The 24757-nt window shown below is 50.2% G+C and carries 17 protein-coding genes and 2 tRNA genes; 3 read left to right on the top strand and 16 right to left on the bottom strand.

Translation table 11 applies throughout. The features are described from left to right. Window positions 1-2: 2 nt before the first annotated feature. From RIN67_RS09290 to RIN67_RS09305, 4 genes are all read right to left on the bottom strand, one after another. Window positions 3-536, bottom strand: coding sequence for a hypothetical protein (locus RIN67_RS09290; RefSeq protein WP_264999342.1), 534 nt, complete (start codon window positions 534-536; stop codon window positions 3-5). A gap of 348 nt (window positions 537-884) precedes the next feature. Beyond that, window positions 885-2276, bottom strand: coding sequence for a DUF2252 domain-containing protein (locus tag RIN67_RS09295; protein WP_056943940.1), 1392 nt, complete (start codon window positions 2274-2276; stop codon window positions 885-887). A 73-nt stretch (window positions 2277-2349) separates the two neighbouring features. Continuing rightward, window positions 2350-3015, bottom strand: coding sequence for an MFS transporter (locus RIN67_RS09300; protein WP_264999403.1), 666 nt, complete (start codon window positions 3013-3015; stop codon window positions 2350-2352). 30 nt (window positions 3016-3045) lie between these two features. After that, entirely contained in the window at window positions 3046-3759 is a 714-nt protein-coding gene (locus tag RIN67_RS09305) for an MFS transporter (RefSeq protein WP_264999343.1), read from the bottom strand. A gap of 170 nt (window positions 3760-3929) precedes the next feature. Here RIN67_RS09305 and RIN67_RS09310 point away from each other — a divergent pair, with 170 nt between their 5' ends. Further along, the gene (locus tag RIN67_RS09310) at window positions 3930-4394 is read left to right on the top strand and encodes a MarR family winged helix-turn-helix transcriptional regulator (RefSeq protein ID WP_264999344.1); all 465 of its coding nucleotides are present in this window, start codon (window positions 3930-3932) and stop codon (window positions 4392-4394) included. A 99-nt stretch (window positions 4395-4493) separates the two neighbouring features. Here the strand turns inward: RIN67_RS09310 and RIN67_RS09315 are convergent, their stop codons facing one another. Beyond that, window positions 4494-6476 (bottom strand): ABC transporter ATP-binding protein/permease, encoded by a 1983-nt coding sequence (locus RIN67_RS09315; protein WP_313825908.1) that lies wholly within the window; start codon window positions 6474-6476, stop codon window positions 4494-4496. Window positions 6477-6633: 157 nt separating this feature from the next. Here RIN67_RS09315 and RIN67_RS09320 point away from each other — a divergent pair, with 157 nt between their 5' ends. Then, window positions 6634-7191, top strand: coding sequence for a TetR/AcrR family transcriptional regulator (locus RIN67_RS09320; RefSeq protein ID WP_264999346.1), 558 nt, complete (start codon window positions 6634-6636; stop codon window positions 7189-7191). Between the two features lie 54 nt (window positions 7192-7245). Here the strand turns inward: RIN67_RS09320 and RIN67_RS09325 are convergent, their stop codons facing one another. The 11 genes from RIN67_RS09325 to RIN67_RS09375 form a co-directional block, all read right to left on the bottom strand. Then, complete coding sequence (locus tag RIN67_RS09325) at window positions 7246-7797, bottom strand: NADPH-dependent FMN reductase (protein WP_264999347.1); 552 nt, start codon at window positions 7795-7797, stop codon at window positions 7246-7248. A 215-nt stretch (window positions 7798-8012) separates the two neighbouring features. Continuing rightward, window positions 8013-10472 carry a phosphoketolase family protein gene (locus RIN67_RS09330; protein ID WP_264999348.1) on the bottom strand — a complete coding sequence of 820 codons (2460 nt, stop codon included), beginning with the start codon at window positions 10470-10472 and terminating at the stop codon, window positions 8013-8015. Between the two features lie 234 nt (window positions 10473-10706). Continuing rightward, on the bottom strand, window positions 10707-11435 hold the full coding sequence (locus RIN67_RS09335; RefSeq protein WP_264999349.1) for a GntR family transcriptional regulator: 729 nt from the start codon (window positions 11433-11435) through the stop codon (window positions 10707-10709). Window positions 11436-11914: 479 nt separating this feature from the next. Next, window positions 11915-13702, bottom strand: coding sequence for a translation elongation factor 4 (gene lepA / locus RIN67_RS09340; RefSeq protein ID WP_264999350.1), 1788 nt, complete (start codon window positions 13700-13702; stop codon window positions 11915-11917). Then, window positions 13699-14361: a TetR/AcrR family transcriptional regulator gene (locus tag RIN67_RS09345; RefSeq protein ID WP_313825907.1), complete on the bottom strand. Its 663-nt coding sequence runs from the start codon at window positions 14359-14361 to the stop codon at window positions 13699-13701. The genes lepA and RIN67_RS09345 overlap by 4 nt, the downstream gene beginning before the upstream one ends. A gap of 185 nt (window positions 14362-14546) precedes the next feature. Beyond that, window positions 14547-15005 carry an RloB family protein gene (locus RIN67_RS09350; protein ID WP_264999352.1) on the bottom strand — a complete coding sequence of 153 codons (459 nt, stop codon included), beginning with the start codon at window positions 15003-15005 and terminating at the stop codon, window positions 14547-14549. A 148-nt stretch (window positions 15006-15153) separates the two neighbouring features. Then, complete coding sequence (locus RIN67_RS09355; protein ID WP_264999353.1) at window positions 15154-16479, bottom strand: AAA family ATPase; 1326 nt, start codon at window positions 16477-16479, stop codon at window positions 15154-15156. Between the two features lie 294 nt (window positions 16480-16773). Further along, a complete protein-coding gene (locus tag RIN67_RS09360; RefSeq protein ID WP_264999354.1) occupies window positions 16774-17580 on the bottom strand; it encodes an aldo/keto reductase in 807 nt (268 codons plus the stop codon). A 227-nt stretch (window positions 17581-17807) separates the two neighbouring features. After that, on the bottom strand, window positions 17808-23243 hold the full coding sequence (locus RIN67_RS09365) for an MBG domain-containing protein (RefSeq protein WP_264999355.1): 5436 nt from the start codon (window positions 23241-23243) through the stop codon (window positions 17808-17810). Between the two features lie 22 nt (window positions 23244-23265). Then, on the bottom strand, window positions 23266-23709 hold the full coding sequence (locus tag RIN67_RS09370; RefSeq protein WP_264999356.1) for a hypothetical protein: 444 nt from the start codon (window positions 23707-23709) through the stop codon (window positions 23266-23268). A gap of 589 nt (window positions 23710-24298) precedes the next feature. Continuing rightward, a tRNA-Gln gene (locus RIN67_RS09375) sits at window positions 24299-24370 on the bottom strand. Window positions 24371-24540: 170 nt separating this feature from the next. Between RIN67_RS09375 and RIN67_RS09380 the strand changes: the two genes are divergently transcribed. Continuing rightward, window positions 24541-24613 (top strand) — tRNA-Glu (locus RIN67_RS09380). The last annotated feature ends 144 nt before the right edge of the window (window positions 24614-24757 follow it).

Below are 24757 nucleotides of genomic sequence, written 5' to 3' on the forward strand. Positions count from 1 at the left end.
ATCTAAACACTGGGCTCCCGGGCCACCAATGGGACGAAGTCACCCGGGTCGATCCCCTGCGCGTACAGTTGGGCTAAAAGGCAACGCATCTCATCGATTTGGTGCGCCAAGGCCGCCTGTTCCTGCGCTTGAGTCGCCTGGATCTCCTGTAATTGTTCCGCCAGCGTCGTGCATAACTGCTGGCGCTGGGTGGCCGAGACTGGCCGGCGGGTGACCATCACGCCCCGCCCCTGGGATCGAGGCATCACCGAAGCCGGTTCAACAATTAGGGTCCCCGAATGTAAATTCTTCAGGTAGACCAATTGACGTTTTACCAGACATTCTGCCCGTTTGGCTAACCGCAATTGGTGATGATAATAGGCGATTAGCGACTCGTTATAAAAATAGTTATATTCGGCTGAACTCTCAAACCGGTCCCGGAAATACCGTTGGCCGGAAGCGTCGACTACCGTAGTCGGCCGTGGCTCCGCTTGGGCGCTGAAAGCCGCCAACCAAAACTGATCAATCTGAAAGTCTTCACTGGTGTACGCTGTCATCTCGTTGACCCCCAAACATCCTGACGCAATTCATTACGTGATAAGTATACCAATTAGTTTTGAAATGAAAAGGCTTAATTTTAAACTTAATTAGCGGCTAGAAATTGAAAGAAAATGAAAAGAGTTTCGGGAAACCACCCTTTGTCCGCACCATCGATGGCGATCAGAATTGCTACCATCCGTTTTCATAAATTAATTGGTTTTTCGTAAGCTTAGTCGGTCGTTTTGCCGAATTCCTTCTAATTTTAGTAAATTTTCATTTTAAGAAAGTTTTCAGGCTGGGCTTTCAGCCTCTCAGCGCAACAAAAAACCGCCAGGAATATCACAGTATCTCCTGACGGTTATGGTTTAATTGGTGGTCACGGGTTGATCCTGGTCGCTTAAGCGGTAGTCGCAAAACGCGGTGTAGTCTGCGGCGACTTGGTCCGCATAAGCGAAGGCAAAGTTGGCCAGCTGAGCGTCGAGGGTCTTTCCCCCGCCCCCAATGTAGCCGCGGATCATGGCCGCGGTTGGGCTCTGGGCGTGGGCGATGGCCAGTGTCCACGCGCAGGTCCGCGCGTAGGTCTGGAACTGGTCCCAATCCAGTTGGGTCAGGTCCACGGACTCTTTCATGTCGCGGAACTGACGCACGTAGAAGCTGCGTTGCTTCCCGCTGAAGTACCCCAGGAAGGAATCCGAGGCCGACTGCAGGATCTTTTGGGAATCCACGATTCGTTGCCCTTCTGTCTGTTCGAAGGCTGCGGTCAAGCGGGTACTGCGTTGACTTCCCCGCCGGCGAGTCGGCAAGGCTTCTTTGACCTGCAGCACTAGATGCGACCCATCGATAGCGGTCAGTAGGATCAAATAGCAACGTGACCCGAAGCTCCCCACGCCGACACTGTGGCGGACCACGTCGGTGATGTGGTACTGCGACAACAGCAAGTTCACATCCGGCCGCAGGGTGGCCCGGTAAGCGCCGAAGTAGGCACTCACGTTTTGGGTGAAGTCGTCACTCACGTGGGTGGTGCGCGGTGCGTTTTCCCGGAAACACAGGCCCCCACGCTGATCCAGGGTGGTGAACTTACGGACCACCTGTTCCGAATCGCGTTTGTTGGCGTGGTTAATGATGTTCATCAACAATTGGTAATTATCCTGATCCAAGGCACTGGCCTGAACCAGCTTCTCCACGTCGTTCAACGGGTAGAAGCGGTCCAGCGTGGTCTGGTCGAACATCTTCTTGATGCTCTTGCGGTAACTATTGGCGACCTCGGGCAAGCACTCCTTGAGCTTCTTTTCCTTGAACCCGTTCGCCCGACCGGCTAAGACCACGCTGACTAACAGGCGCTTGAGGTCCCACTCCCAAGGCGCAATGCCGGCTTCGTCAAAGTCATTCAGGTCGAACAACAAGCGCCGTTCGGGTGACGCGTAGAACCCGAAGTTCCCAATGTGCGCATCCCCGCAGGTAAACGTGAGGATCCCCGTGTTCAGCTGGGTATCCAAGTCCGCCTCCATCAGTTCGGCCGTCCCCCGGAAGAAGGCAAAGGGTGAAGCCCCCATCCGGCGGGTCCGTTCGGGTAATAGTTCGGGAATCAACATCCGCCGGACCTGGTCCATCATGGGCCGACTATCGCGTCCGGTGGGCTGGAACCGCCCCAGGTCCTCGAAGGAGACCTTTGCGCGGGCGGCTTTCCCCATTGCCCGCAATTCCGAGACCGTCTTATCGACCTGGACCCGTCCCGTACTGAATTTTGCTGGCGTCATGACGCCACCTCCTCGTGTTCGTTACCCCCTATTCTACTCCACGAAGGGTATCGTGACAGGGATAAATTCGCGTTTAGTGCTTAGTAGCTGACCGACTCCGTAATCCAAACGTCATCACCCAAGCAATGATAGAGATCAGAACTACTGTGCCAAATGCCAGACGGTACCCCAGCAATTGCTGCAAAACGGGTGAGGTAGCCTGCGACCATTGCGTACCTAGTGTTGAAATCGAGATCAGCAGTGCCGTTGCAATGGCGGCGGCTACCTGTCGGGCCATCGTGTTGATGGCATTACCATGGGCAATCTGACTCGTTTTCAAATCATTAATTCCCGCCGTAGCAACCTGCATGACCACTAAAGAAATCCCCGCCATCCAAATCGCATAAGTTATGGTGACCAATACAAGCGAAGTCTTCGGCGTAAAGCAAACAAACGGGACCGTTGCCAGGGTAAAGAGCGCAAAACCAGCAATTGCCAGCTTACGAATCCCAAAACGGTCAAATAACTTTCCTGCAATGGGATTCATAATTGCCATCATCAAGGCTCCGGGTAGCATCATGAGTCCAGAAGTCAACGCGGACACTCGGAAAACGCTTTGAAGGTACAATGGTACCAATAGTTGCATTCCAAGTAACGACATATTACTTAAACTACTAAGCCACGTGGTCCGCGTAAAGATTTTCGACTGGAAGACCCGGACGTCCAACAGCGGAGCGGCCATCTTAAGCTGACGTTTCACCAACCCATAAACACCCAGAATTCCAACTAATCAGGCCGTCAAACTCACGCCCAACTGTTGATCACTCAGTGTTGAAAAGCCATACAAGATACCACCGAAACCAACTGTTGAATAGAGGACCGACCGAACATCCAACTTGGGGGAAGTTGTCACAATCAGCTTACGCATCCCCAAAGCCGCCAAGACGATGACTATGACCGTGACGGGAATCAAGATGCCGAACAGGTCACGCCACGACGCATGATCAACGATCCAACCAGATAAAGTTGGTCTAATTGCGGGTGCCAATCCCACTACGATTCCTGTCAGTCCCATAGCCATACCTCGTTGATTGGCCGGAAAGATCATGACCATAATGTTTTGCATAAAGGGCATGATAATACCCACACTAATGGCCTGAATGATCCGTCCCACTAATAGTAAGCTGAAGTTGGGCGCCAGGTAGGCCAAGACCGTCCCCACCAAGAAGATGCCTAAAGCACTTAGATAGAGCGCCTTCGAGCTAAACTTATACAGCAGTAAAGCTGAGATGGGCACCATAATCCCAATCGCTAGCAGGTAGCCCGTAGATAGCCACTGAACCGTTGACATACCAACATGGAGGCTACGACTAATCGTCGGTAATCCATTATTTAACAGAGTTTCTGTCAATACCGTCATAAATCCACCCAATAATACAGATAAAATTAAAAACCACCGATGATACGGCTTTCCGTTAACATCAATTCCTAATTTCGTTGTCATTTAATCGCCTTCTCTTTCAATTCTGCATTTACGTTACCGGCAACATAAAAGTTAACACATTTTTACGTTGCCGGCAACTTATATTCTCAAAAAGACGATTGCCTTTTGGGGAGTGACTGCCTATAATTAAGTGGTCGACAACCTAACATGCACCTTAAGGGGGTAACCTTGTGTCCATTGAAGAAAAGTTTCCATTAGAATCCGCCATTATCAACCTCGTTCTCAGTCATCGCTCCATCACGACTAAGCGAATACGTGCGCTCGGTCTATACCCAGGACAGGACGTTATCTTGCTTGAATTGTTAGACCACGATGATTGTCTCCAAAATGATCTGGTCAACGCCCTAGGGATTGATCACTCGACGGTCACCAAATCCGTCTCTCGTCTTCAACGCAATGCGATTGTCACCACCCATAAATCAACGGTCGATCGCCGGGCAACGCTGGTCTCTCTTACATCCAAGGGTCGTCATCTTGCCCAACAAGTCAGCGAAATTTGGACTTCAGTTGAACAATTAGGCTTCCAGACATTGACCCCCGCAGAACAAACCAGTTATCTGCAACTTATGCACCACATCACCGCCACCTTTAATCAAGCGGACCAGGCTCCAGCTGACTCCGCGCCTAAATCTTAACCTCAAAAAGCATCCAAGCAGACTCGTTTTTCATCAAAACGAATTCTTCCTGGATGCTTTTTCTTGATCACTTATACGCCTATTTTTTTCTATCTTAAATCATTCCGCACTCAACGCCTCAATTGGATTCAACCGAGCGGCGTGGCGCGCCGGCCAAATTGCCGCCAGTAACGAAATAATAATGGCCAGGCCAAAAATTAGCGCAACATTTCCGCCACTAATTTGGACAAACTTGTAACTGGCTAGGCCAAGTAATAGGTGATTGGCCACCGCTCCCAGGCCAAACGCTAATCCGGTGGCCACGACCGCACTCAGCAATCCAATCACTAACGATTCACTTAGAAACAATAGTCGGATGTCATGACGACTTTCACCTAAAGCCCGTAAAATTCCAATCTCCTTAGTTCGCGCACTAACTGCCATATACATCGTAACAATGATCATCATGGCCGAAACAAGCAACGAAATTGCCGCAATTACCGAAAGTAAAGATGAAGCCAGATGGACATACGTCTGTAACGTCGTAATCATGCTAGCAATCGAAGTTGTCGTAAAGACCTTCTTTCGTTGCACTTGTAACGCCTTGATCTTATTTTGGACAGCCTTTACATTCGTCATCTGATCGACCTTAACCGTCAGACTCGTTGGTTTAGTTGTCATACCGGCAGTTTTCAATCCCGCAATCAATGTCTGAGTATTCACGCCAGTTACTGCAGCCTGAGTAGTACTTTTACCAATTCCCGCGACCTTTACCCGAATTTTCATGGTTTTCTTCTGCTGATGTTCCGTAGTCGTGTAAGTCAACCGTACCTTCTTGCCAACTAATTGCCGCCAGTTTTTCTTTTGCAATTTTTTGGCCACTGCCGTTTCATCTAAGACAATTTCACCTTGCTTCGGTGTATGGCCCACCTTAACCGACGACGCCGTTGACGCATCTGTCCAATTACCGAGTGAAGCGATAGTTGTTTGGTGTCGCCCATAGTTGACCTTAACATTAGAGAGTGTATAGGTAGGTTGAACCCGCTGAACATGGTCCATTCGAGCAACTCGCGCTTGTTCGGCCGTCGTAATAGTTGGCTTCGTCGTCGACATGGATGCTAAAACCGTGGCCATCGGATTGGAACTACCACCAGGCAATTGGGTTGTCGTTTTTTGCTTCTTAGAGACCGTGACGACCCGTGGATTGGCAACGTCCGTAATCTGTTTATTAATGTATCCACCAATACCATTACCTAATCCAGAGAAAAGAATCACCGCGAATAATCCGATTGCTGTACCAATTGTAATCAAACTACTCGTTTTCCAAGAATATCGCAGATGTTTAAGTGCATTCTTAACGTTAGCCCAGAATGGTAGTTTACGTGACTTAGGTTGCGATGCAACGGTCGCTTGATAAGCCGGTCGCACTTGCGTATCCCGGTCAATTTGGCCATCTGCCAGGTGAACAATCCGAGTTCCCGCATCCGCTACGGCTTGCGAATGGGTCACCGCAATAACCAACTTTCCCTCAGCCGCAATCTCATCCAAAATCTTCAATACCGCCGCCGTATTCTCTGAGTCCAAAGCCCCAGTTGGTTCATCGGCAATGATGACCTGTGGATCACTGGCTAATGCTCGTGCAATCGCCACCCGCTGTTTCTGACCACCTGAGAGTTGACTAGGATACTTATGTCCTTGTTGTGCCAATCCCACTCGCGCCAGTAATTGTTGTGCGCGTTCTCGCCTGTCCGCCTTAGACAACGTGCTCATGTCTAAGGGGACCAAAACATTGTCTAATACCGTTAAATGACTGATTAAATTATATGATTGATAGATGTACCCCACAGTGTCTCGCCGATACCGGTTCATGGCCGCCTCATCATGATGATCCATTGGCTGGCCTTGCAAGGTCACTTGTCCTGTAAAGTTACGATCTAATCCACCAATAATGTTCATCAATGTCGATTTACCACCACCTGATTCGCCTAGTATCGAAACAAATTCTCCCAGTTCAAAGTCCAATGTAACGCCCTTGATTACCGGAAACTCTTGCTTCTCTAGATAGTATGATTTGTGAATATCAGTTAGACTTAAAAAACTCATTTACTGGCACTTCCTTTATTTATCGTGACATTTATCGTACAACGTGTTTAAATAATAACGAAGCGTACAACTGCATGCAATCCACAATTCAACCAAATTTGGGATGAATACAACAGTTCACCGCTAAAGTGTTGTTTTTATGTCAGGAGGACCTCAAATGGCTGGTATTAAAAATAATCGTCGTACCCAATACACAATCCACGTGATTGAAGAATCTTTAATCGCACTACTACAACATCACCCATTGGAAAAAATTACAGTCACCGCAATCTGTGAAGCTGCGGACGTGAACCGCGGAACTTTCTACCGTTACTTTCAAGACCCCTTCGACTGTTTTAATCAAATTCAGGATGCCTTTTTTCAGCAAATGCTGGATAACCTTCCACTTTTTGATCGCCAAAAACCAACCCAATTTTTAACCGCAATCTTGACCACTTTTCAGAAAAACGCGCCATTAATGCGGGCCTTACTTATGCGCCAAAATTCAAGTTTACTCGAAAAATTTTTCCAACACCGACAAGCACTTCCGGATGCCGCTAGTCATCAGGAACAATACGAACTCACCTTTTACTCCAATGGCATCAGTAGCATTTGTCGTCACTGGCTAGACTTAGGAATGCCAGAATCCCCTGCCGAACTAGCTCGGTTAATCATGACCATCATGCATCAAGGACCCACTGATATTCCAGATCCACCAGAACTTACAACCCATTAATCTAAATGCCCCCTACCAGGTTGACTATTCGTCACTCTGGTAGGGGGCATTTGCTTATTTTACTGCGGACTGCAGTTGCGCAATTTGCGCTATGATAGCTGCTTTTTGGTCACCGTCTAGGTCAAAACGATTCGTCTGAAAGGCTGCCATGGGAACTCGTAGTCCAACTGAATCGGGTAATGGCCGCATCCCCATAAACTTAGTCAGGGTCATCAGATGTGCCAACCCCACCTTAGCTCCCTTACGGCCTCCCGCACCACTGAGAACAACTGGGAAGTCTTGAATGAAGTCGGGAGCACCAAAGACACCCGCCTTCGTTGGCCGCGATAACCAATCTAATGCATTCTTCAGAACACCGGGAATCATTTCGTTATACTCAGGACTAACGATCCACAACGCATCAGCTGTCTTAACTTGCTCCCGTAACCGCATGACGTTAGTCGGTGTTGGAAATTCAATATCCTGATTCATTAACGGCAGATCATCGAGTACCGCAAATTCCGTTTGCCAGTCACGTCGCTGCAATTCCCGGACAATTACATTTGCCACGCTCCGATTGAAGGATTCTTTTCGGAGTGAACCGACCATCATTAATACTTTTTTCATAACTTCACCATCTTTTTATTTTTATGTTGCCAACAACATAAAAGAGTATAGGGCAAGTTTATGTTGCCGTCAACGTATTTGATGGATAAGTTCATTTTTTTGAGCTTAACGACCGCATTTTACTTAATGACGTCCCACCGCTTAGTTATGCAAAAAAAGCCCGAGACCGCAGTCTCGAGCTTTTTTCGTTTAATTCATTAAAGGTTAATCGAAGATTACTTCTTCAATGGCGTCCATTGCCACTTCGTGAATTCTTCAATATCATGACCTTCGTCACGGGTAACCTTGAAGTGCTTAGCTAAGATGTCATCCATCTTCTTGTCGAAGGCCTTAGCAGCAGCTTCGTCAACCACACCCTTGTTCACTAAGACGCTAACAGCATCCTTAGCTTGGTGGAAGCGGTCAAGTTCGGAGTAGACCCGCATGTCGTAGGCCGTGGTGATGTCACCATCTTCACGGTAACCGTGGACGTGTAAGCCTAAGTGTTGACGTTCGTAGAAGATTGATTCTACTAAGTCTTCGTAGCCGTGGAAGCCAAAGACAACTGGCGTGCCGGATTCACCGAACAGAGAACTGAATTCGTCATCAGACAAAGCACGTTCTGCGTTCAGAGGGCCATTCTTCTTTTGAAGACGACCTAATTCGACAACGTTGACGTAACGCATCTTAACAGCTGGGAAGGCATCGTTGATCAAGTCAACAGCAGCCAAGGTTTCGATGGTTGGTTCAACACCGGCAGAAGCGAAGACGATATCAGCATCTTCACCTTCAGCAACAGTGGAAGCCCAGTCGATAGCCTTGATTCCCTTAGTAGCCAATTCTTCAGCTTCATCAACGGAGAACCATTGTTGACGTGGTTGCTTAGAAGCCACGATGTGGTTAACCTTTTGACGGTCTTGGAAAGCACGGCTGAAGACAGCTAACAAGGTGTTCCCATCAGCTGGCAGGTATTGGCGAATGAAGTCAGACTTCTTTTCAGCCAAGTGAGTCAAGATACCTGGATCTTGGTGGGTGTAACCGTTGTGGTCTTGTTGGAACACAGTTGACGTGGAGATCAAGTTCAATGATGGGTAATCATTGCGCCAGTCTTCAGCGGCAGCTTGACGGATCCACTTGAAGTGTTGGGTAATCATGGAATCTACAACACGTAAGAATGATTCGTAAGAAGTGAAGACCCCTTGACGACCAGTTAACGTGTAAGCTTCCAACCAACCTTCAGCTTGATGTTCGGATAATTGAGCATCCAAGATCCGGCCTTCTGGTGCTTCGTATTGGTCATTTGGTTCCTTGACCTTACTCATCCATTGACGGTTCGTGATCTTGAACATGTCCCAGAGACGGTTGGACATGGTTTCGTCAGGTCCGAAGATCCGGAATGACGTTGGGTTCTTCGTCGCAACACCGGCGAAGAATTGTGATAACACGTTCATGTCCATGTTTTGCTTACCATCTGGTAAGTTCGTCCCACGGTTGTCAGCGTTGATGTCGTTAGCAAAGGACTTCCAGTCTGGTAAGTCTAACATTGCTGGCTTTTCGCCACGACGACGGCCACCGTTGGCAATTGGGTTCGCTGCCATCCGCTTGTCACCCTTAGGTGCAAAGTCGGCAACTTCTGCCTTCAACGTTCCATCCGTGTTGAATAATTCTTCTGGCTTGTATGACTTCATCCAAGCTTCGAATTCTGGAAGTTCGTCGAAGTTGTTTTGTGACAGACCAAGCGGAACTTGGTGCGCACGGAATGAGTTTTCAATTGGTTCGCCGGCTGGGTTTTGCTTAGGACCACCCCAACCCTTTGGTAAACGTGCAATAACGACTGGCCATGGTGCAATTTCGCCATCTTCGTACTTGCCGTTTTCGCGAGCATCTTTTTGGATTTGTTGAATATCAGCAACTGCTTGGTCAAAGACAGCAGCGGCCTTTTCATGGTAAGTCATGTAGTCATGGATATCATCGTTTTCGATGAACCGTGGTGACCAACCTAAACCTTCGAAGAACTTAGCGATCTTGTCGTCACTCATCCGTGAGAAGATCGTTGGGTTAGAAATCTTGAACCCGTTCAAGTCAAGGATTGGTAATACGGCACCGTCGTTCTTAGGGTTCAAGAACTTGATGGAGTTCCAAGCCGTCATGGCTGGACCAGTTTCTTCTTCCCCATCACCAACGACCGTGAAGGCCACTTGGTCTGGGTTGTCTAACACGGCACCAACCGCGTGAGACAGAGAGTAACCTAATTCTCCACCTTCATGCAGAGAACCTGGCGTTTGAGCGGTCATGTGAGAACCGATCCCGCCTGGGAAGGAGAAGCGCTTGTACAAGCGAGCCATACCTTCAAGGTCTTGGGTGATTTCTGGGAATGCATCCGTGTAAGTTCCGTCCAAGTAGGAGTTGGTTACCATAACTTGGCCACCGTGACCAGGGCCACCGATGTAGAACATGTTCAAACCGTACTTGTTGATCAGACGGTTTGCGTGAGCGTATAAGAAGGTTTGACCGGAGATAGTTCCCCAGTGCCCGATAGGCTTAACCTTAACGTCGTCTTTTTTAATTGGTGTGTTGGTAACTGAGAACAGTGGGTTGTCCTTCAGGAAAATCATCCCACCAGAAAGGTAGGTCGTTGCGCGCCACCAGGCGTCAACTTTTTCCAAGTAGGATTTGGAATCGAAATCTACTGCCATGAATTTTACACTCCTTCGTTGGGTAACTAACATCGTTACAATGCGTTCGTAAATCACATAAGATCAATTTACTTTCTCTAATAATACGGACTTTTTGAGAAAAGTCAACTACTTTGTAAATTGATACGGTCCAATTTTAAAAAAACTTATCCCAAAATTTTAAAATTGACCTGACACCATCCGCGGTCTGATAGGATACGGCTTTTCCTGAAACGGGTTCCAGAAAAAAATGCCCTAATCCTCATTTAAATTCACAAACGTGCCATATTTGAGGTACTTGTAATGAAGGTGCATGTTGGAAACTTCAAACGGCGTGCCGTCGTCGAGGAAGAAAATCCCTTCCATGACCCCGACCGGTTCGTTAGGCGCCAGTGCCAGGAGATCCTGGTCTTCGGCGTTCGAAGGTTGGGCCCGGATCGACAAGAAGGACTTGTTGACGGCCCGCCCCTGGGCTTCCTGAATGTAATTGAAAATGGATCTCTGCACGACTTCGGCCGTCAACGTGGGGACGATCTTGATGGGAATATACCCCGTCTCGATAATCACCGGCTGGTCGTCGACCGAACGCAGCCGCTTGATCTGGTACACGAACTCGTCTTCCTTTAAGAAGAGGTCCTGCTGCAGTTCGGGGGTCGCTCGGATGACTTGGTAGTCTAACAATTTAATCTTAGGCCGCTCCCCATCGATCTGAAAGCTATCCGTAATCCCCAGGTTCTTCCCCTCATACCGAAAGGCCGACTGGTCCTTCAGGTACAACGGGTTGATGAAGGTCCCGGACCCCCGCTTCTTGAAGATGATGCCTTGGTCCACGAGGACGCCCATGGCCCGCTTGATTGTGCTACGGCTCACCTGGTAGCTCTCGCTGAGGCTGCGTTCATCTGGTAATTTTTTGGTTTTAAACTCTCCATGCCGAATGCGCGTCTTTAAGTCACGCATCACATGTTGATAGACTAAATCTGCCATCGGCACACTCCTAAAGGCTTAGCAATACTAACAATTGTGACAGTATACCAGAAAAACACGCTAAGCGGGACTTTTTTATAATGTGGACCGCACCAATTTGCAAAAATTCCTCACTATAACCACTTTTTATCCGCGCGACCGTTCAAACTGACTTCAATTTGCGCCACAACCTGCTGCTTATCTTTGAAGGTCCTCACCCAGCTCCCTGAGATTGCCTACCAACCAGACCGCCCTAAAACGGACCCGCACCCTATAGTTGATGCCGGGGCCGTTCCGTTATAAATTTGTTTATTGCTAAACACAATTTACGGTGTAAACTTATCACAAACTGCGGCGGGATTCAAGGAAAGGGGCTTGGGAATGGTGCAATAGCGCTTAGGAACTCAGCTTTACCGCAAGACTAGACAAAAAGCTCAAAATAACTACCCATTGTTAGTAGATACTTTGAGCTTCGTCTATTTGTTAATCCTTGTTTTGATTTACAACTCCAAAACCGCATTAAACACGCTCTGGGGTAACTTCACCGCGTTCTGCGTGGCCCGGCGCTTATTGGCACTCTGGCGTCGCAATAATGCCGCTTTTTTGGACACACTGTGAGCTTCCCCGTTAACCGCCGCGTTCTTTCGCAGGGGTGGCACGTCGACACGGGCTAAGACCTTACCCTCGACGCGTGCCTGGACCGGTGTCGGGTAAAGCTGCCGGGGAACCGTGACCTTCAGCTGACCCACTAATTTCTGGGTCATCATCGGCGCATCCTCGCGGTGGACCACAAACGCTAACGCATCGACTGGCGCATAGTTCATGTCAACTTCAATCTTCACCAAGTCACTGATCTCATCGTCCAAGAACCTGGTACTCAAGCTGGCGAACCCGTGCGAGACCGACTTCAGTTCCGAGAAGAAGTGGTAAGCCACCTCCGATAACGGCATCTTGACGGTCGCCACCACCAAGTCACCCTGATTTCCTAGGTCCGTCAGCATTCCCTTGTGTTGTTCCGTTAACTTGAGCACGGCATTCAAGCTCTCACTAGGCATAGTGATGGCCGCCTGTACGAAAGGCTCCGCGACCGACTCAATCAAGCTAAACGCCGGAAACTGAACGGGATTATTGACCACCATCTGCTGGCCATTCTTAAGCTGCACGTGATAGGTCACGTTCGGGGCCGTGGTCAACACGTCCACCCCGTATTCGTCGTGCAACCGTTCGCGAATAATCTGCAGGTGAAAGGCGCCCAAAAAGCCGCACCGGAACCCGACTCCCAACGCCTCCGACCGCTCTTCGGTGTAGGAAAACGACGGATCGTTCAACCCCAACTTCTGAATGGCCTCTTTCAGGGCCGGGTAATCATTATTTTGGGGATACAGGCCCGCAAACACCATGGGTCTTGCCGGTTGGTAGCCTGCCAAGGGGGTTGAGGTCGGCTGGTCTTGGGCGGTCAACGTCTCCCCGACCCGCACCTGCTTGGGGTCTTTAATCCCCGTGACCACGTACCCCACATCCCCCGTCGTCAGCTGCGACTGGGGATGCATGTTCGGCGTGAAGATCCCGATTGCCTTAGCCTTAAAGGCCTGGTCCGCCTGCATCAACCGTAAGTTTTCCTGGTCCTTAAGCTGGCCATCCATCAGGCGCACGTACGCGATCACGCCCTGGTAAGGGTCGTACAACGAGTCAAACACCAAGGCCTTCAATGGTGCCTGGGTCGCCCCACTAGGCGCCGGTAACCGATCTTTGATGGCCTCTAACACCGCGGGGACCCCCTGCCCGGTCTTGGCCGAGATCAATAACGTGGCCTCCGGAGTAAAGGCCGCGTCCAAGTCGTGTAGCTGTGCTAAAGCGGCGTCGATATCCGCTGCGGCCATATCGACCTTATTGAGCACCGGAATCAAGGGTAAGTGCCGTTCCTTAGCGATTCGGTAATTCGCAATCGTCTGGGCCTGCACCCCCTGGGTGGCATCGACTAAGAGCAGTGCTCCCTCCGTCGCCGCCAGGCTCTTAGCGACCTCGTAACTAAAGTCGACGTGTCCGGGTGTATCAATCAGGTTATACTCGTACTCCTGTCCGTCCTCAGCGTGGTAAAAATTCCGGACGGTCCGCGCTTTAACGGTGACCCCGTGGGCCTGCTCGACGGCCATGTCATCTAACAGTTGGGCGTGTTGCTCCCGTTCACTCACGGTTTGCGTGAGCGCCATAATCTGGTCCGCCAGGGTCGACTTCCCATGATCAATGTGGGCAATAATGGCAAAGTTTCGAATGTTTGCTTGCTTCATTTTTGAGAAAACTCCTTTAAATACTGAGTGAGGTAAAACCGGGTCTGTTGCTGGGCTTCCGGAACCAGATCAATCTCAAAGTCCGGATAACTGACCGCTAACGTCGCATGGTTAAAGCTGGCCAACGACGCCATGTTCATCAACCCGCTGATCATTGCACTTTGGACAATGAAGAGGTGGCTAAACTGTGACTGGGTCAACAACTGTTGGGTACAGGTCTCCAGTCGCTCCCCTAGTTGTCGACTGACCGCGTACAGAGCGTTCCGCCGCGCGACGGTCTCCGCCATGTTGGCTTTTCCCTCCAGAATCGGTCCACGAATCGCGTTCAAACGAACCAAGACGCTGTGGTGCAAGATCAGCTCTTTGGTCTGGGCCGTCATCCAGTCAACGTAGTCTGCTGCTGTGAGGCGCGTCGTGGGGGTTAGCTTCGTCAAAAGCCGTTCAAAGTAATCGCGATAGTCCTCTAAAAGAATGCTCATGAACAGGTCTTCCTTAGTTGCAAAGTACCGGAAGGTCGTCCCCTTGGAGCACCCGACCACTTCCGCAATTTGTTGCATGGTGATCTCGGGATAGCTCTGGTGAGCAAACAATTCGACCGCCGCCTGCATGATGGCTTGACGCTTGGCATGCTTCTGATCTGGTGTATAGATATTCGCCATGAGGATTCCTTTCTGTCAAAACTGACCACTGGTTATTTTTAAATAGCATACTGCAAAAATAACCAGTGGTCAATTTTAAGCCAAATAAAAACCGCGAGGCTGGCAAGCACTCGCGGCGACAGGCCATATTCGACCAACCGATAACGGTACTCCCCTTTCAACCAGAGTACGACCGCCACTAATGATTAAAAGGTCTCAAGTTCAAAAATCCCCCGAATAGCCTGATTAAAATTGGTGTAAACCTGTTTTTTCCCAAGAACTACTCCATCCAACGGTCGATTTCCCGTCAACTGCCGGCAGTATCGATCCGCATCAAGAATCCGGTCCTCATACCAGGCCGTCAAATCGCTCCCCTTATGACCTGGATAATCCGTGATGTTTAAATGCTTCTCTAATTGACGAAAAAGCCAAGACTTCTGTCGCCAATTGCTAGGGCCTCCTTGAACTGGCGTAAAGTGCATCAATAGCCAATCCTCTATACAGATATCCGAATAAATCATGTGAATATTGTTTTTTCTAGCCCGATTAAAACTTTTAATCAGTAATTCCTCAGACTGATCATCATTATCAAAACAGACATAGGCATCACCGGTAAACGCCCGATGATTCGCTAACCATGAAATGGCCTCATCAACTAAGGTCACCGCCTTTAGACCGCTCTTATTTTAGATTTTCACTTTAACGTTGCCACCATGATAACGTTGCCTCAGCATATTAAAGTAATATTCTTCGGTGTCACCTTCAACGAAAATAATCTTTTCCCTCTTCAATTGCCGTTGGCGCGACTGGCGTCTACTCATATTCCCCCAAATTCCCTTCGTCTTTGAACTGGTTCAAATCAGCGTGAAAGTTTTCTAAATTGATGACCGGAATCGCACCAAACTGCCCCTTAATGTATCGCTTGGAAAAGGCAACGTCTGAGCGAGCTACTGAAGCCCCATAATCAAAGAGTGCGTACAAGTCGCTTTCCCCACGATAGTTTTTCTCAGTGAAATAGATTTGATCCGTTCGAATTCGAGCATCCAACAACTCCAACTGATGCGTAGCCAAGATAAATTGATTCTGATTTTTAACGGAATTAAACAGATTCAACAGCCCAACTGCCATCTCAACATGCAATCCCTCTTCAAATTCATCAAAGACCACCGTTTTCTGATTTCCCTGGATCTGCGAACTAATCATTGCCAAGGCAATCAATACGACGCGCTGCGTTCCGGTTGATTCCGCGCTCAATGGAATCTCAGCGTCACTAATTCGTCTTCCCTGCTCATCGTATCGTTTACGAATCGTGTATAGAAAGCGTTGACTGGTTTCAATTGGTTGCTTCGCTGGAATCTCCGTCGCACCATACAACTGCCAAAACTTCTCTAGAAGCTGTGTCGTCGTTTTCGGAACCGCAACCTCTCGATAACCTAGCCCCACAATATTAATATCCGCAGCACGTAAGAAATTATTCAACTCTTTTTTGACACGTTCGTCGTTCAACAAGCCATTGTCAAAAATTGTAAAGTCCACTTGCTGATCAAAAACAATCAGGTCATTGCGAAACCAGTCGAAGACTTGAACTGCGGGTGTAAAGTTGTTGGCCTGCAGCGAATAGAGCAGCAAACTATTTGGACGGGTTCCCTTCACTGCTTTACCCTGACCTTTTGGAACTGGTCGCACCCCATCAGCGGTCCGTTGAAAAATGGTTTTCGTTTTAGACCTTGTTCCTGATAAACGACGTTCTTGCAGCGTTTCCGCGACCACCCGACTCTCAGTATACGCAAAGCAATAGATGTATTTAACGTCCGCTTTGACAAAGACGGCTTCAAAGCGTGTTGGTTGTCTCTCAGAAACCTCATCCAATCGAAACGGTTCAAAGGGTAGCGGCTGACCAATATCTTGAGTCGGTCGCAAGACCATTTCCCGCATTAATTCTAGTCCCTTAACCACGGTACTCTTACCGGACCCGTTAGCCCCAAACAGCGCAACACTTTTTAGAAACTTCTCGGTCGTTCCTGCGATTCCCAACGTGTTCTCTTTAGCGTACTTTCTCAGGCGTTCACCAGGCTCCATGGATAAAACAGCCTTTTTACGATAAGAACGGTAATTCTCAAGACTGAAGCTGACCAGCATCTTACCACCTACCCATCCGTCATTTAGTGATTTCAGTTTAACGAATTTAAGCTCACTTAACAACGGAAAAGTGTTGGCAACTATCAATATCGGCAATTTATCAATCGTTTTAACCTATTTTAAGCCAAAAAAAACCGCGAGGCTGGCAAGCACTCGCGGCGACAGGAATTACCTTGGATCTTTGGAATGTAGGTAACGCCATGCCAAGTAGTATAGCATAGCTTTGCCGGATTCCCAAGCTTTATTTTCGATTTAGTTCCTAGGTCAAACGCCTAGGTGGCCGATTGGTCTCGCTTAATCGTAGTTCAAGTGCTTATCTTGGTCCAAAGCGTTGATGGTCTTGATCTCATCGGCACTCAACTCGAAATCAAAGATGTCAAAGTTTTCTTGAACCCGGGCGACCTTAGAAGACTTCGGGAAGATCACAAAGCCCGTGTCGATTTGCCACCGTAAGACGACTTGCGCCGGCGTCTTACCGTGAGCTTGGGCAATCTGGTTAATCTTAGGATCTTCCAAAATCATGTGGCCGTGCCCAATTGGGGAGTAGCCTTCATTGACAATATCGTGATCGACATCGAACTGGCCCAGTTCTGCTTGGACCTTGTACGGGTGCCGTTCAATCTGGTTGACCATTGGCCGAACTTCGGCCATATCAAAGACCTGGTTCAATTGGTCTTCGGAGAAGTTGGAGACCCCGATGGCCCGGACCTTCTTTTGCTTGTAGAGGGTTTCCAGGGCCCGCCAAGTATCCAACGTCAGGTCGAAGTTCTTTTCGTTCGGCCAGTGAATTAGGTACAGGTCCAAGTAGTCCGTCTGCAGGTCCTTGGCCGTCTGTTCAAAGGCCGCTAACGTCTTGTCGTAACCTTGGTCAGCGTTCCAGACCTTCGAGGTGATGAACAAGTCTTCGCGCTTAACGCCGGATGCTTGAAACGCCTCACCAATGGCGGCTTCGTTGCCGTAGATGTGGGCACAGTCGTAGTGCCGGTAGCCGGCAGCCATGGCCCCCTTGATGGCCTCGCTTACGTCACTGTTCTTAATCTGATAGGTGCCAAAACCTAACATGGGAATCGTTACACCGTTGCTTAACGTTTTCGTTTGCATGTGATAGCCTCCAAATTTTAAGCGTTGTGCGGTTACGGCACTAACATGATCCATAACCGTTATATTTATTTAGTTTAGCATACATTCTCTCAATTCTGGTCATCGCTGACTCTTAGTCTCTCCTTAACCAATCCTCCCCCCTCGTTCACCCCAAAAAGGAGCGCTCCTGAGCCAATCCAGCTCATGAGTACTCCTTTTCACTTACCACTAAATTCTAAGCACCTTGGTTAATGGCGTCGCAACCACCCAATCGGCCAAACGATAGCGGCGAGGAGCACCCCACCTAGAATCGTTAACCAGTTAGTCGGCTGTTCATCGGTCTGCGGTAACTGCGCCGTGGCCATATGGTTCGTCGCGGTCGTGGCAGTCGCCGTCGAACGCGTTCTCGCAGGTACCTGCGCTGACTGATCCGCTGCCACCGTTTCTGACGACTGTTTCCCCGTTGACGTCACGGGTGTACCGGTCACTGCCATTGGCGTTACCGTTACTCGCGAATGGTCCGTTGATTTCTGCGTTTTCGTTGGTGCCGTGGCTTTCGGCGTAACCACCGGCTCAGCAGCCGGCGCTGGTGTCTCATCAACGCTTGGCGCACCAACTTCGGACATCATCGGTGGTGTACTAGTCTCCGTTCCCGTAGGTTGACCAGTCGTTCCCGCCAACTGGTCCGGCGTCGCGGGTTGCCAGACCTGTGCCGGGTAATGGGCAATCACTGGCTGGGTCAAATCATGAATGTCCAACACCGTCAAAGCTCCCGTGCCATCGTTCACAATCGTTTCTCCCTGCAAGTTAACTGGCTGGGTCTTTACGACTTTCCCCTGGACAAGTTCACTTACTGTAGCTTGCCGAGTCGCTGGATCATACGTATAAACTGTCACGCTGTGGTCGGGCCACTGCTCCGTGACGTTGACGACTTCACCACTAGCCGCCTTCTCCGTGGTGGTCACGTCACCCAACGCGTCAACCGTTCGTCCCAAGACCTTTAGTTGTCCCGGCACTACCCGGATCAAGTAGTTCGGGGTTTTAGCGGTCGCAGTGATGGGGTAGGTTCCCACCGCCACATGTTCCGGTAGCGCAAACATTAACCCTAAATCATTAATCGTATCCGTCTCCGCTAAATTGCCAGCCGTTACCCGTGCTTGTTCTTGCGGGTCAGCTTCACCGACGAATTTTTGTTGATTCTCAATCTGCAAAGTTACCGGCCGCGGGGTCACCACTAACTGTCCCACCGGAAATTTATCCAGATAATAGTTGGCCTGGTCTTGCAAGCGTTGTTTAGCTGTGGCGGTTAACCGGATGGTGTAGGTGCCTGCGTTAAGCTTGGTTGGCAGCACCACCTGCCCTGCTTGATCAACTAGCTCCAGGTCAGTGGGCTGGAAATGCGCAAACTTACCGGGTAAACTACTGGTTCCCTGTAACGTCACGGGATTTCCGTAAACTGCCTTTAACGACGTAATTGTTGCCGTGGCCACCCTAGGCGTAATCTGGAAGTAACCTGGTATCACGTCGACCTTGTAATTCTGCGACTTCTCCGTTCGCGAATTGGTAATCTGGTAACCTGCCGCGGTGACATCCTCGCCAGCCTGCCGAGTCAAAGTAACGCCTAGGTCCTTCAGGGTATCTTGGCCCACTAGGACTTGATGCGCGTCATCCCGCAGCTTCAAGACGGGGTCAGCTGTGCCGTAAACCTTGCTTTGATGATCTGCTACGTAAACCGTAACCTTACGCGGCAAAATACTAAATTTCCCATCCTGAATCGTGACCTGATAATTCTGGCTAGTACTGGTCCCACGAATCGTGTACCCATTCGGCTGTACCGTCTCTCCCTGGTCACGTTTCAGCGTCACGTGCAACGCATCCAAGGTATCTTGGTTGACCAGCTCTTTGGTGGCTTCCGGCGTTAGGGTCAACACTGGGTCAGCGTCACCGTAGTTTTTTTCCGCATCCGCCGCAATGACGGTCACCAGTCGGGGTAGAATCTTTAGTGTCCCCGGCGTCACCGTCAGGTCATAATTTGGATTATGATTCGTGCTCTGATCGCTCAGCTGATAAGTCCCGACATCCTCGCCAGAAGCGCGGGTGACCTGCACGCCTAAGTCCGCCAGGGTGTCCCCCGCAACCAAGGTCGAATCGCCATCCAGCTGAATTACGGGGGTCGGGTCCGTATCACCGTATACTTTTTCTTGGGGCGCAGCGGCGACAATCACTGGTCGCGGATCAATGATCAAGCCTCCCCACTGAATGGTGATGTTGTAATTTTTATTGTCCGCATTCCCGATAATGGTGTACTTTTGCCGCGCGGCTTCACCTTGGTCTCGCTGGAACTGGAGGTTTAAGTCTGCCAGCTGGTCGCCCGGTGCTAAGGACGTTCCCGCAGCCAATTCAAGGTCGGGTGTCGGGTCCGCGTCCCCATAAAACTTGTGTTGCGTTTGAATCGTCAGGGTTACGTTGCGTTTGGCAATCGTAAACGTCCCGGGCGTTACTCTGACCGTGTAATTCTGGTTAGTCGCTGCTTTCTGAGCCTCAATCTGGTACTCGCCCGCTGCTTCACCCGGGGTTCGCGTGAGCGTCACGCCTAAATTCTCAAGTTGATCGCCATTCTGCAGTTGGCCGTCGGTGATGGCCCAGTCCAATTCCGGATCATCGGCGGTACCGTAAGTCTTGGTATGATTATTCGCCGAGACCGTGATTGCCCGGGGCGTGACCGTCAGGGTTCCTGGCGTAAAGCCCGTCACGGCATAATTGCCCGCCTGTGCCAGCTTAGCTTGAGCTTGAGCCGTGTATCGCACCTGATAGGTCGGGCCAACTTGTAGCTGGGTTAGGTCGGTGACCACCTGCTGGGTATCCGGATCAACGACTTCAAAGTCTCCTGACGTAGTGTCCGTGACTTGTCCATACGTCCCGCTTAAGACCGGGGCATCCCCATAAACAATGGTGCTAGGGTTAGCCTGAGCCGTTACCGTTTTGGGATTGATCGTTAAGATGCTCGACACAAACAGGCCCGCATACGGGTTATCCGGGGCCAAACTCTTCATGTAGGCCCGTCCCTTATCCGTCAACTTCACCACGTACGTCCCCGCGTTAACTGGGGTGACCGGTGTTTTCAGGTCCTGATCGCTATAGTAGACAAAGTCATCGTCCTGAAGCTGATCCGCTTGAACCTTCCCGAAACCATCCCCCAGATGGACCGTGGGCCGTTTAACGGGCTGACCATACGTCACGGGCTGCGTCACAATCGTCGCCAAACTGTCTTGTGCGTGATTGTTAGTGGTGGTCAACTTACCCAGACTCACCTCAAAATCACCCAGCAGGTCTTGGGCTTTTTTCAAGGCCGCATAACCCGCTTGTCCGTCCTGCACGATGTCGGCGGCTACCGTAACCGTTTGTGCCGTCCCAAAATCGGTGATGGCCACCGCGTTACTGTCGTAAACGTCTTGATAGATGTCCGAAATATTGTTATACAAGGTCGCAGCATCGGCCTGTTGGGCCTGAGATAAACCGTTGAGGGCACTGAACTGGTTGTAAATCTCCCGAGCCTGTTTCTGATAATCATCGGCTTGCTGCTGATTGGCACTAGCCTTATCCGCCCAAGACTTTAAGGTCTGCGTGGTTGGCACCAGTAAGTTAGTTGCTTTTTGCGGCGCTTGGGCGTCCGTCGAATCCGTCGCCTGGGCGCTCCCCGTCGCTGACCAGTAATAGTCTTGGTTAGTAATCCCTGTCGTCGCCGTCCCACTAATGACCGGCTGCTGGTTGGCATCGACCAACGGCTGTTGGTTCAACGCCTGGTCAATGGCCTGCCCCGTCCCCACGGTCGCAGTCCCGACCACCGTTTGGCCGTCCACCGTGGTTCCCTGACTGGTGTAGTAGTGCCCTAAAGCTTGGGCCTGCGTATCCGTGGTTTCGTCCGTCGCTGCAGTGGTGGTCTGATCGACCGCCAGTTGATCATGGGCCACACTTTGCCCATCCTTAGGCGCCGCCAAAACCACTTTGGTTGGCGTATATCCCGGGATCTGGACCAAAGCCGGTTCCCCCGCCACTGTGGTGACCGTCACGGGTTGTAAGCCCGCAATCGGTTGCTGGGTCTGGGCATCGACCGGCGTGACTTCAGCCGTGTACGCTAACCGGACCGGAACCGTGACCTGTTGACTGTCATCGTCGGTCACCACATAGGTGTAGTATGTATCATCCGCGACGTCTTGATAGGCACTTCCCCCCACAGAATGCGCCGTCCCATTTTGATTAGCCACCACTTGGCTCCCATCGATAACGTAGACGTTGCCCGCTGAATCCGTAGGAAGGATCGACACCAGGGTCGGGTCGACTTCCCCGGCGGCGACCGCGCGTTGGGCCGCGGCTTGCGTGGAGAAGACCGAAACGGTATCCCCAATGTTGGCAATGGCTTCCACGTTCGCGTTATCCAATAACGCGCCTTGATCCGCCGAATCGACCATGTGCACGGTCAGTGGAATCGTTTTGGGGGTGTAACTGAATTTATCAATCCTAGCGGAATAGTCATTCCAGCTGCCCCCCGTCGAAGCAGCTACCGAAATCGAATACCCCGTGCTAACATCCTCAATATGCCGCGAAAAGATGCCGTTCTTCAACACCACCGTCAATAACTGGGACTTCGCATCATAGTCCATGGTAAAGTCGTTCAAGGTGTTCGTCCGTCGGTCGTTCAACTCCACCTGGCTAGCCGCTTTCCAATCCGTTGAAGCTGCCGACTGAAGGTTCCCGTTACTATCCGTGGTCCGCCAGCCAATGTAGGGCTGCGAACTGGGGTCGTGGTATTCGGAGACATTGTTGTACTCGTCAAAGACGAACCCGAAGGCATTACTCAGACCGCCTAAGCCCAGTTGACCCCCTGAGCCCCCCTGGGTGGCCTTGGCCGGGTCACCCGGCGCGAAAATAAAGCCCACACTATCGGCCCCGCCAGAAGTCTTACTCCCGATTCCCAGCGCCCCCGACATCGAGAAGTTATGACTAAAGTCAATTTCGTGTTCAAACGACACGTGAGCCGCCTGATGCCCCTGAATCGTGGTCTTACCGTACGCGCCGTAGTAGTCGTGCGCCGCGTTACTGGTTAGGTCGATCGTCCCGTCCGCCCCAATCTTCTGCGTCACCGTATTCTGGGTCGGGTTGTCATCCTGATCGCTTCCCCCACGATTCTCGACCTTCGCCGTAAAGTGGTCCGCAATCTGTTGCGCCGTCAAGGATACCTGTGATTGGTCGACCCCGATGTTGACGCTCTGGTCCTGGGACAAGACCGGGTACGTCGTTGGGGTCGTCGGGGTCGTTTCCGTAACCGGCGTTGATTCGGTAACCGGAGCTGATTCGGGGGTTGCCGCCGGATTCGGCGATGCTGCCGTCACTGGTGCTGGATTGACAGTCTCCGTCTGTCCCGTTGTTGTAGCTTCGGTCGTCGCCAACCTGGCGTTGGGACTTTGCGAAGTCTTTGCCGGGATGACCGTTGTCCCGGTCGCTGGAGTCTCCTCAACGGTCGTTGCCGCATGACCGGTAGTCAATTGTCCACTATCTGCCAGGGTAAAGGCGGCTAACCCGACCATCAGACCGCCAAAAATTCGGGTTTTAAGTCGCCATCCCGTACGTCCCTTGTACAGGATAAACGCCTTCTTAGTGGTTTGGTTTCTCACTCGTTGTTTCATGTTTACAACCTTCTTCGGTTTGTTATGTATTTGGTGTGGCTGGGTGCCGGTGGCGCACAGGGGTTGACTCGACTTGTTCGGCCAACTCATAGTAAGCTGGCGCCACCAATTCCCGTTCAAGGTAGGGCAAGCTCCCCATCAGACTGAGGGCACTTTGCCACCAATAGAGGTCCCGCTTACGAAAAAACGCGTTAAGTTCTTCGGGGAGCGCGTTCACTTGGTCCCGTTCTAAGTACAGGGTTAAATCAATTAAATAATTGAGCCGCCACTGCGACTCGACGTACAGCTCATTTTTCGCCGTCCTATCTGTTGGGATGGCCTGGCGTTTCATATAGACTCTCGACCACCATTTCTCTGGTAAATCACAGGTTTTTTGTAGCGCCAACAGGGTCTTTTGCAGATCCTGAATACGGGTCGCAATCGTCGCCACCGTCTGCGCATATGCCACTTGATAAGGATCATGCACGTTAACCACCTCCTCAACCTTGCGTTGACAGGCGCCATCCCCAGCCACTTTTAAGAATTCGCTTTCATTAAAGGCTCCACCGTACTGAGAATCAGCGCCTAATCCATCTCGGATATTTTTAGTATAATGTTAATAAAAAACGCAATCAATAGGACTAGTGTTTCAACGATTTATGTAACGAATCACTTAGTTTGTCACCCTTCTTCCCGAAATTTACCGTGATCTTAAGCCCCTGATTGCCGACCTTTTCCCTCAAGCTACCCTTGAGCATCGACAGCCATGTTAACTTGCCAAGTAACCCTTAACTTTCTCAGAAAAATGCGCCAATCAAAAAATTGACTGAAAAGGCTTGCTTTTCAGTCAATCTTGTCATCCTAAAAATTAGTGGATTCTCTAATTAATAAACTATCAGTGGCGAGAATCGTTTCTTAAAACCAGCAGGTTCCCGTAAGGCTCAAGGGGTTACGGGAATCCGCAACTTTTTTCGCTTGTAGCTTCTGCCCTTCTTCTAGCCAACTTGGTCCAACTCAACAAAAAAGTCGCCCCCAGATACTAACGCATCTGAGTGGCGACTCCCGCTTTACCATGATTGGGCATACTGGGATCGAACCAGTAAATTACGGATTCAGAGTCCGGTGCCTTACCATTTGGCGAATGCCCAATGATTCTATCGCTCGTAAGCAACTATTTCATATTACCCTGTTTGCGTTTTGGTGTCAACCGGTTTTCTAGCAAAAATTTCCTGTAAAAACTTATCGAAATTATTTGCTAAAGAGCTGTTGACAATTATCAGGTAAAAGGGTAAATTAGATATTGCTAGTTACCATTATTGCCCATTGGTCAAACTGGTTTAAGACGTCGCCCTCTCAAGGCGGAGCTACGGGTTCGAGCCCCGTATGGGCTATCAACGATTAACGGTTAACCACCACGTTTAAAAACGTGGTGGTTTTTTTCTGTCCAATCAACACGTAAAAAGCCCGCAACCCCAACGGTTACGAGCTCTTTGCGCTATTCTATCTGGTTTGGTTCAAGTGACAAATTCTCTCTA

The organism is Levilactobacillus namurensis, assembly GCF_032197885.1.
Lineage (GTDB): Bacteria > Bacillota > Bacilli > Lactobacillales > Lactobacillaceae > Levilactobacillus > Levilactobacillus namurensis_A.

Bases quoted from the DNA above. Each gene is read 5' to 3' on its own strand.
- RIN67_RS09290 (WP_264999342.1), bottom strand. From the start codon at position 536: ATGACAGCGTACACCAGTGAAGACTTTCAGATTGATCAGTTTTGGTTG.
- RIN67_RS09295 (WP_056943940.1), bottom strand. From the start codon at position 2,276: ATGACGCCAGCAAAATTCAGTACGGGACGGGTCCAGGTCGATAAGACG.
- RIN67_RS09305 (WP_264999343.1), bottom strand. From the start codon at position 3,759: ATGACAACGAAATTAGGAATTGATGTTAACGGAAAGCCGTATCATCGG.
- RIN67_RS09315 (WP_313825908.1), bottom strand. From the start codon at position 6,476: ATGAGTTTTTTAAGTCTAACTGATATTCACAAATCATACTATCTAGAG.
- RIN67_RS09320 (WP_264999346.1), top strand. From the start codon at position 6,634: ATGGCTGGTATTAAAAATAATCGTCGTACCCAATACACAATCCACGTG.
- RIN67_RS09325 (WP_264999347.1), bottom strand. From the start codon at position 7,797: ATGAAAAAAGTATTAATGATGGTCGGTTCACTCCGAAAAGAATCCTTC.
- RIN67_RS09330 (WP_264999348.1), bottom strand. From the start codon at position 10,472: ATGGCAGTAGATTTCGATTCCAAATCCTACTTGGAAAAAGTTGACGCC.
- RIN67_RS09335 (WP_264999349.1), bottom strand. From the start codon at position 11,435: ATGGCAGATTTAGTCTATCAACATGTGATGCGTGACTTAAAGACGCGC.
- lepA (WP_264999350.1), bottom strand. From the start codon at position 13,702: ATGAAGCAAGCAAACATTCGAAACTTTGCCATTATTGCCCACATTGAT.
- RIN67_RS09345 (WP_313825907.1), bottom strand. From the start codon at position 14,361: ATGGCGAATATCTATACACCAGATCAGAAGCATGCCAAGCGTCAAGCC.
- RIN67_RS09355 (WP_264999353.1), bottom strand. From the start codon at position 16,479: ATGCTGGTCAGCTTCAGTCTTGAGAATTACCGTTCTTATCGTAAAAAG.
- RIN67_RS09360 (WP_264999354.1), bottom strand. From the start codon at position 17,580: ATGCAAACGAAAACGTTAAGCAACGGTGTAACGATTCCCATGTTAGGT.
- RIN67_RS09365 (WP_264999355.1), bottom strand. From the start codon at position 23,243: ATGAAACAACGAGTGAGAAACCAAACCACTAAGAAGGCGTTTATCCTG.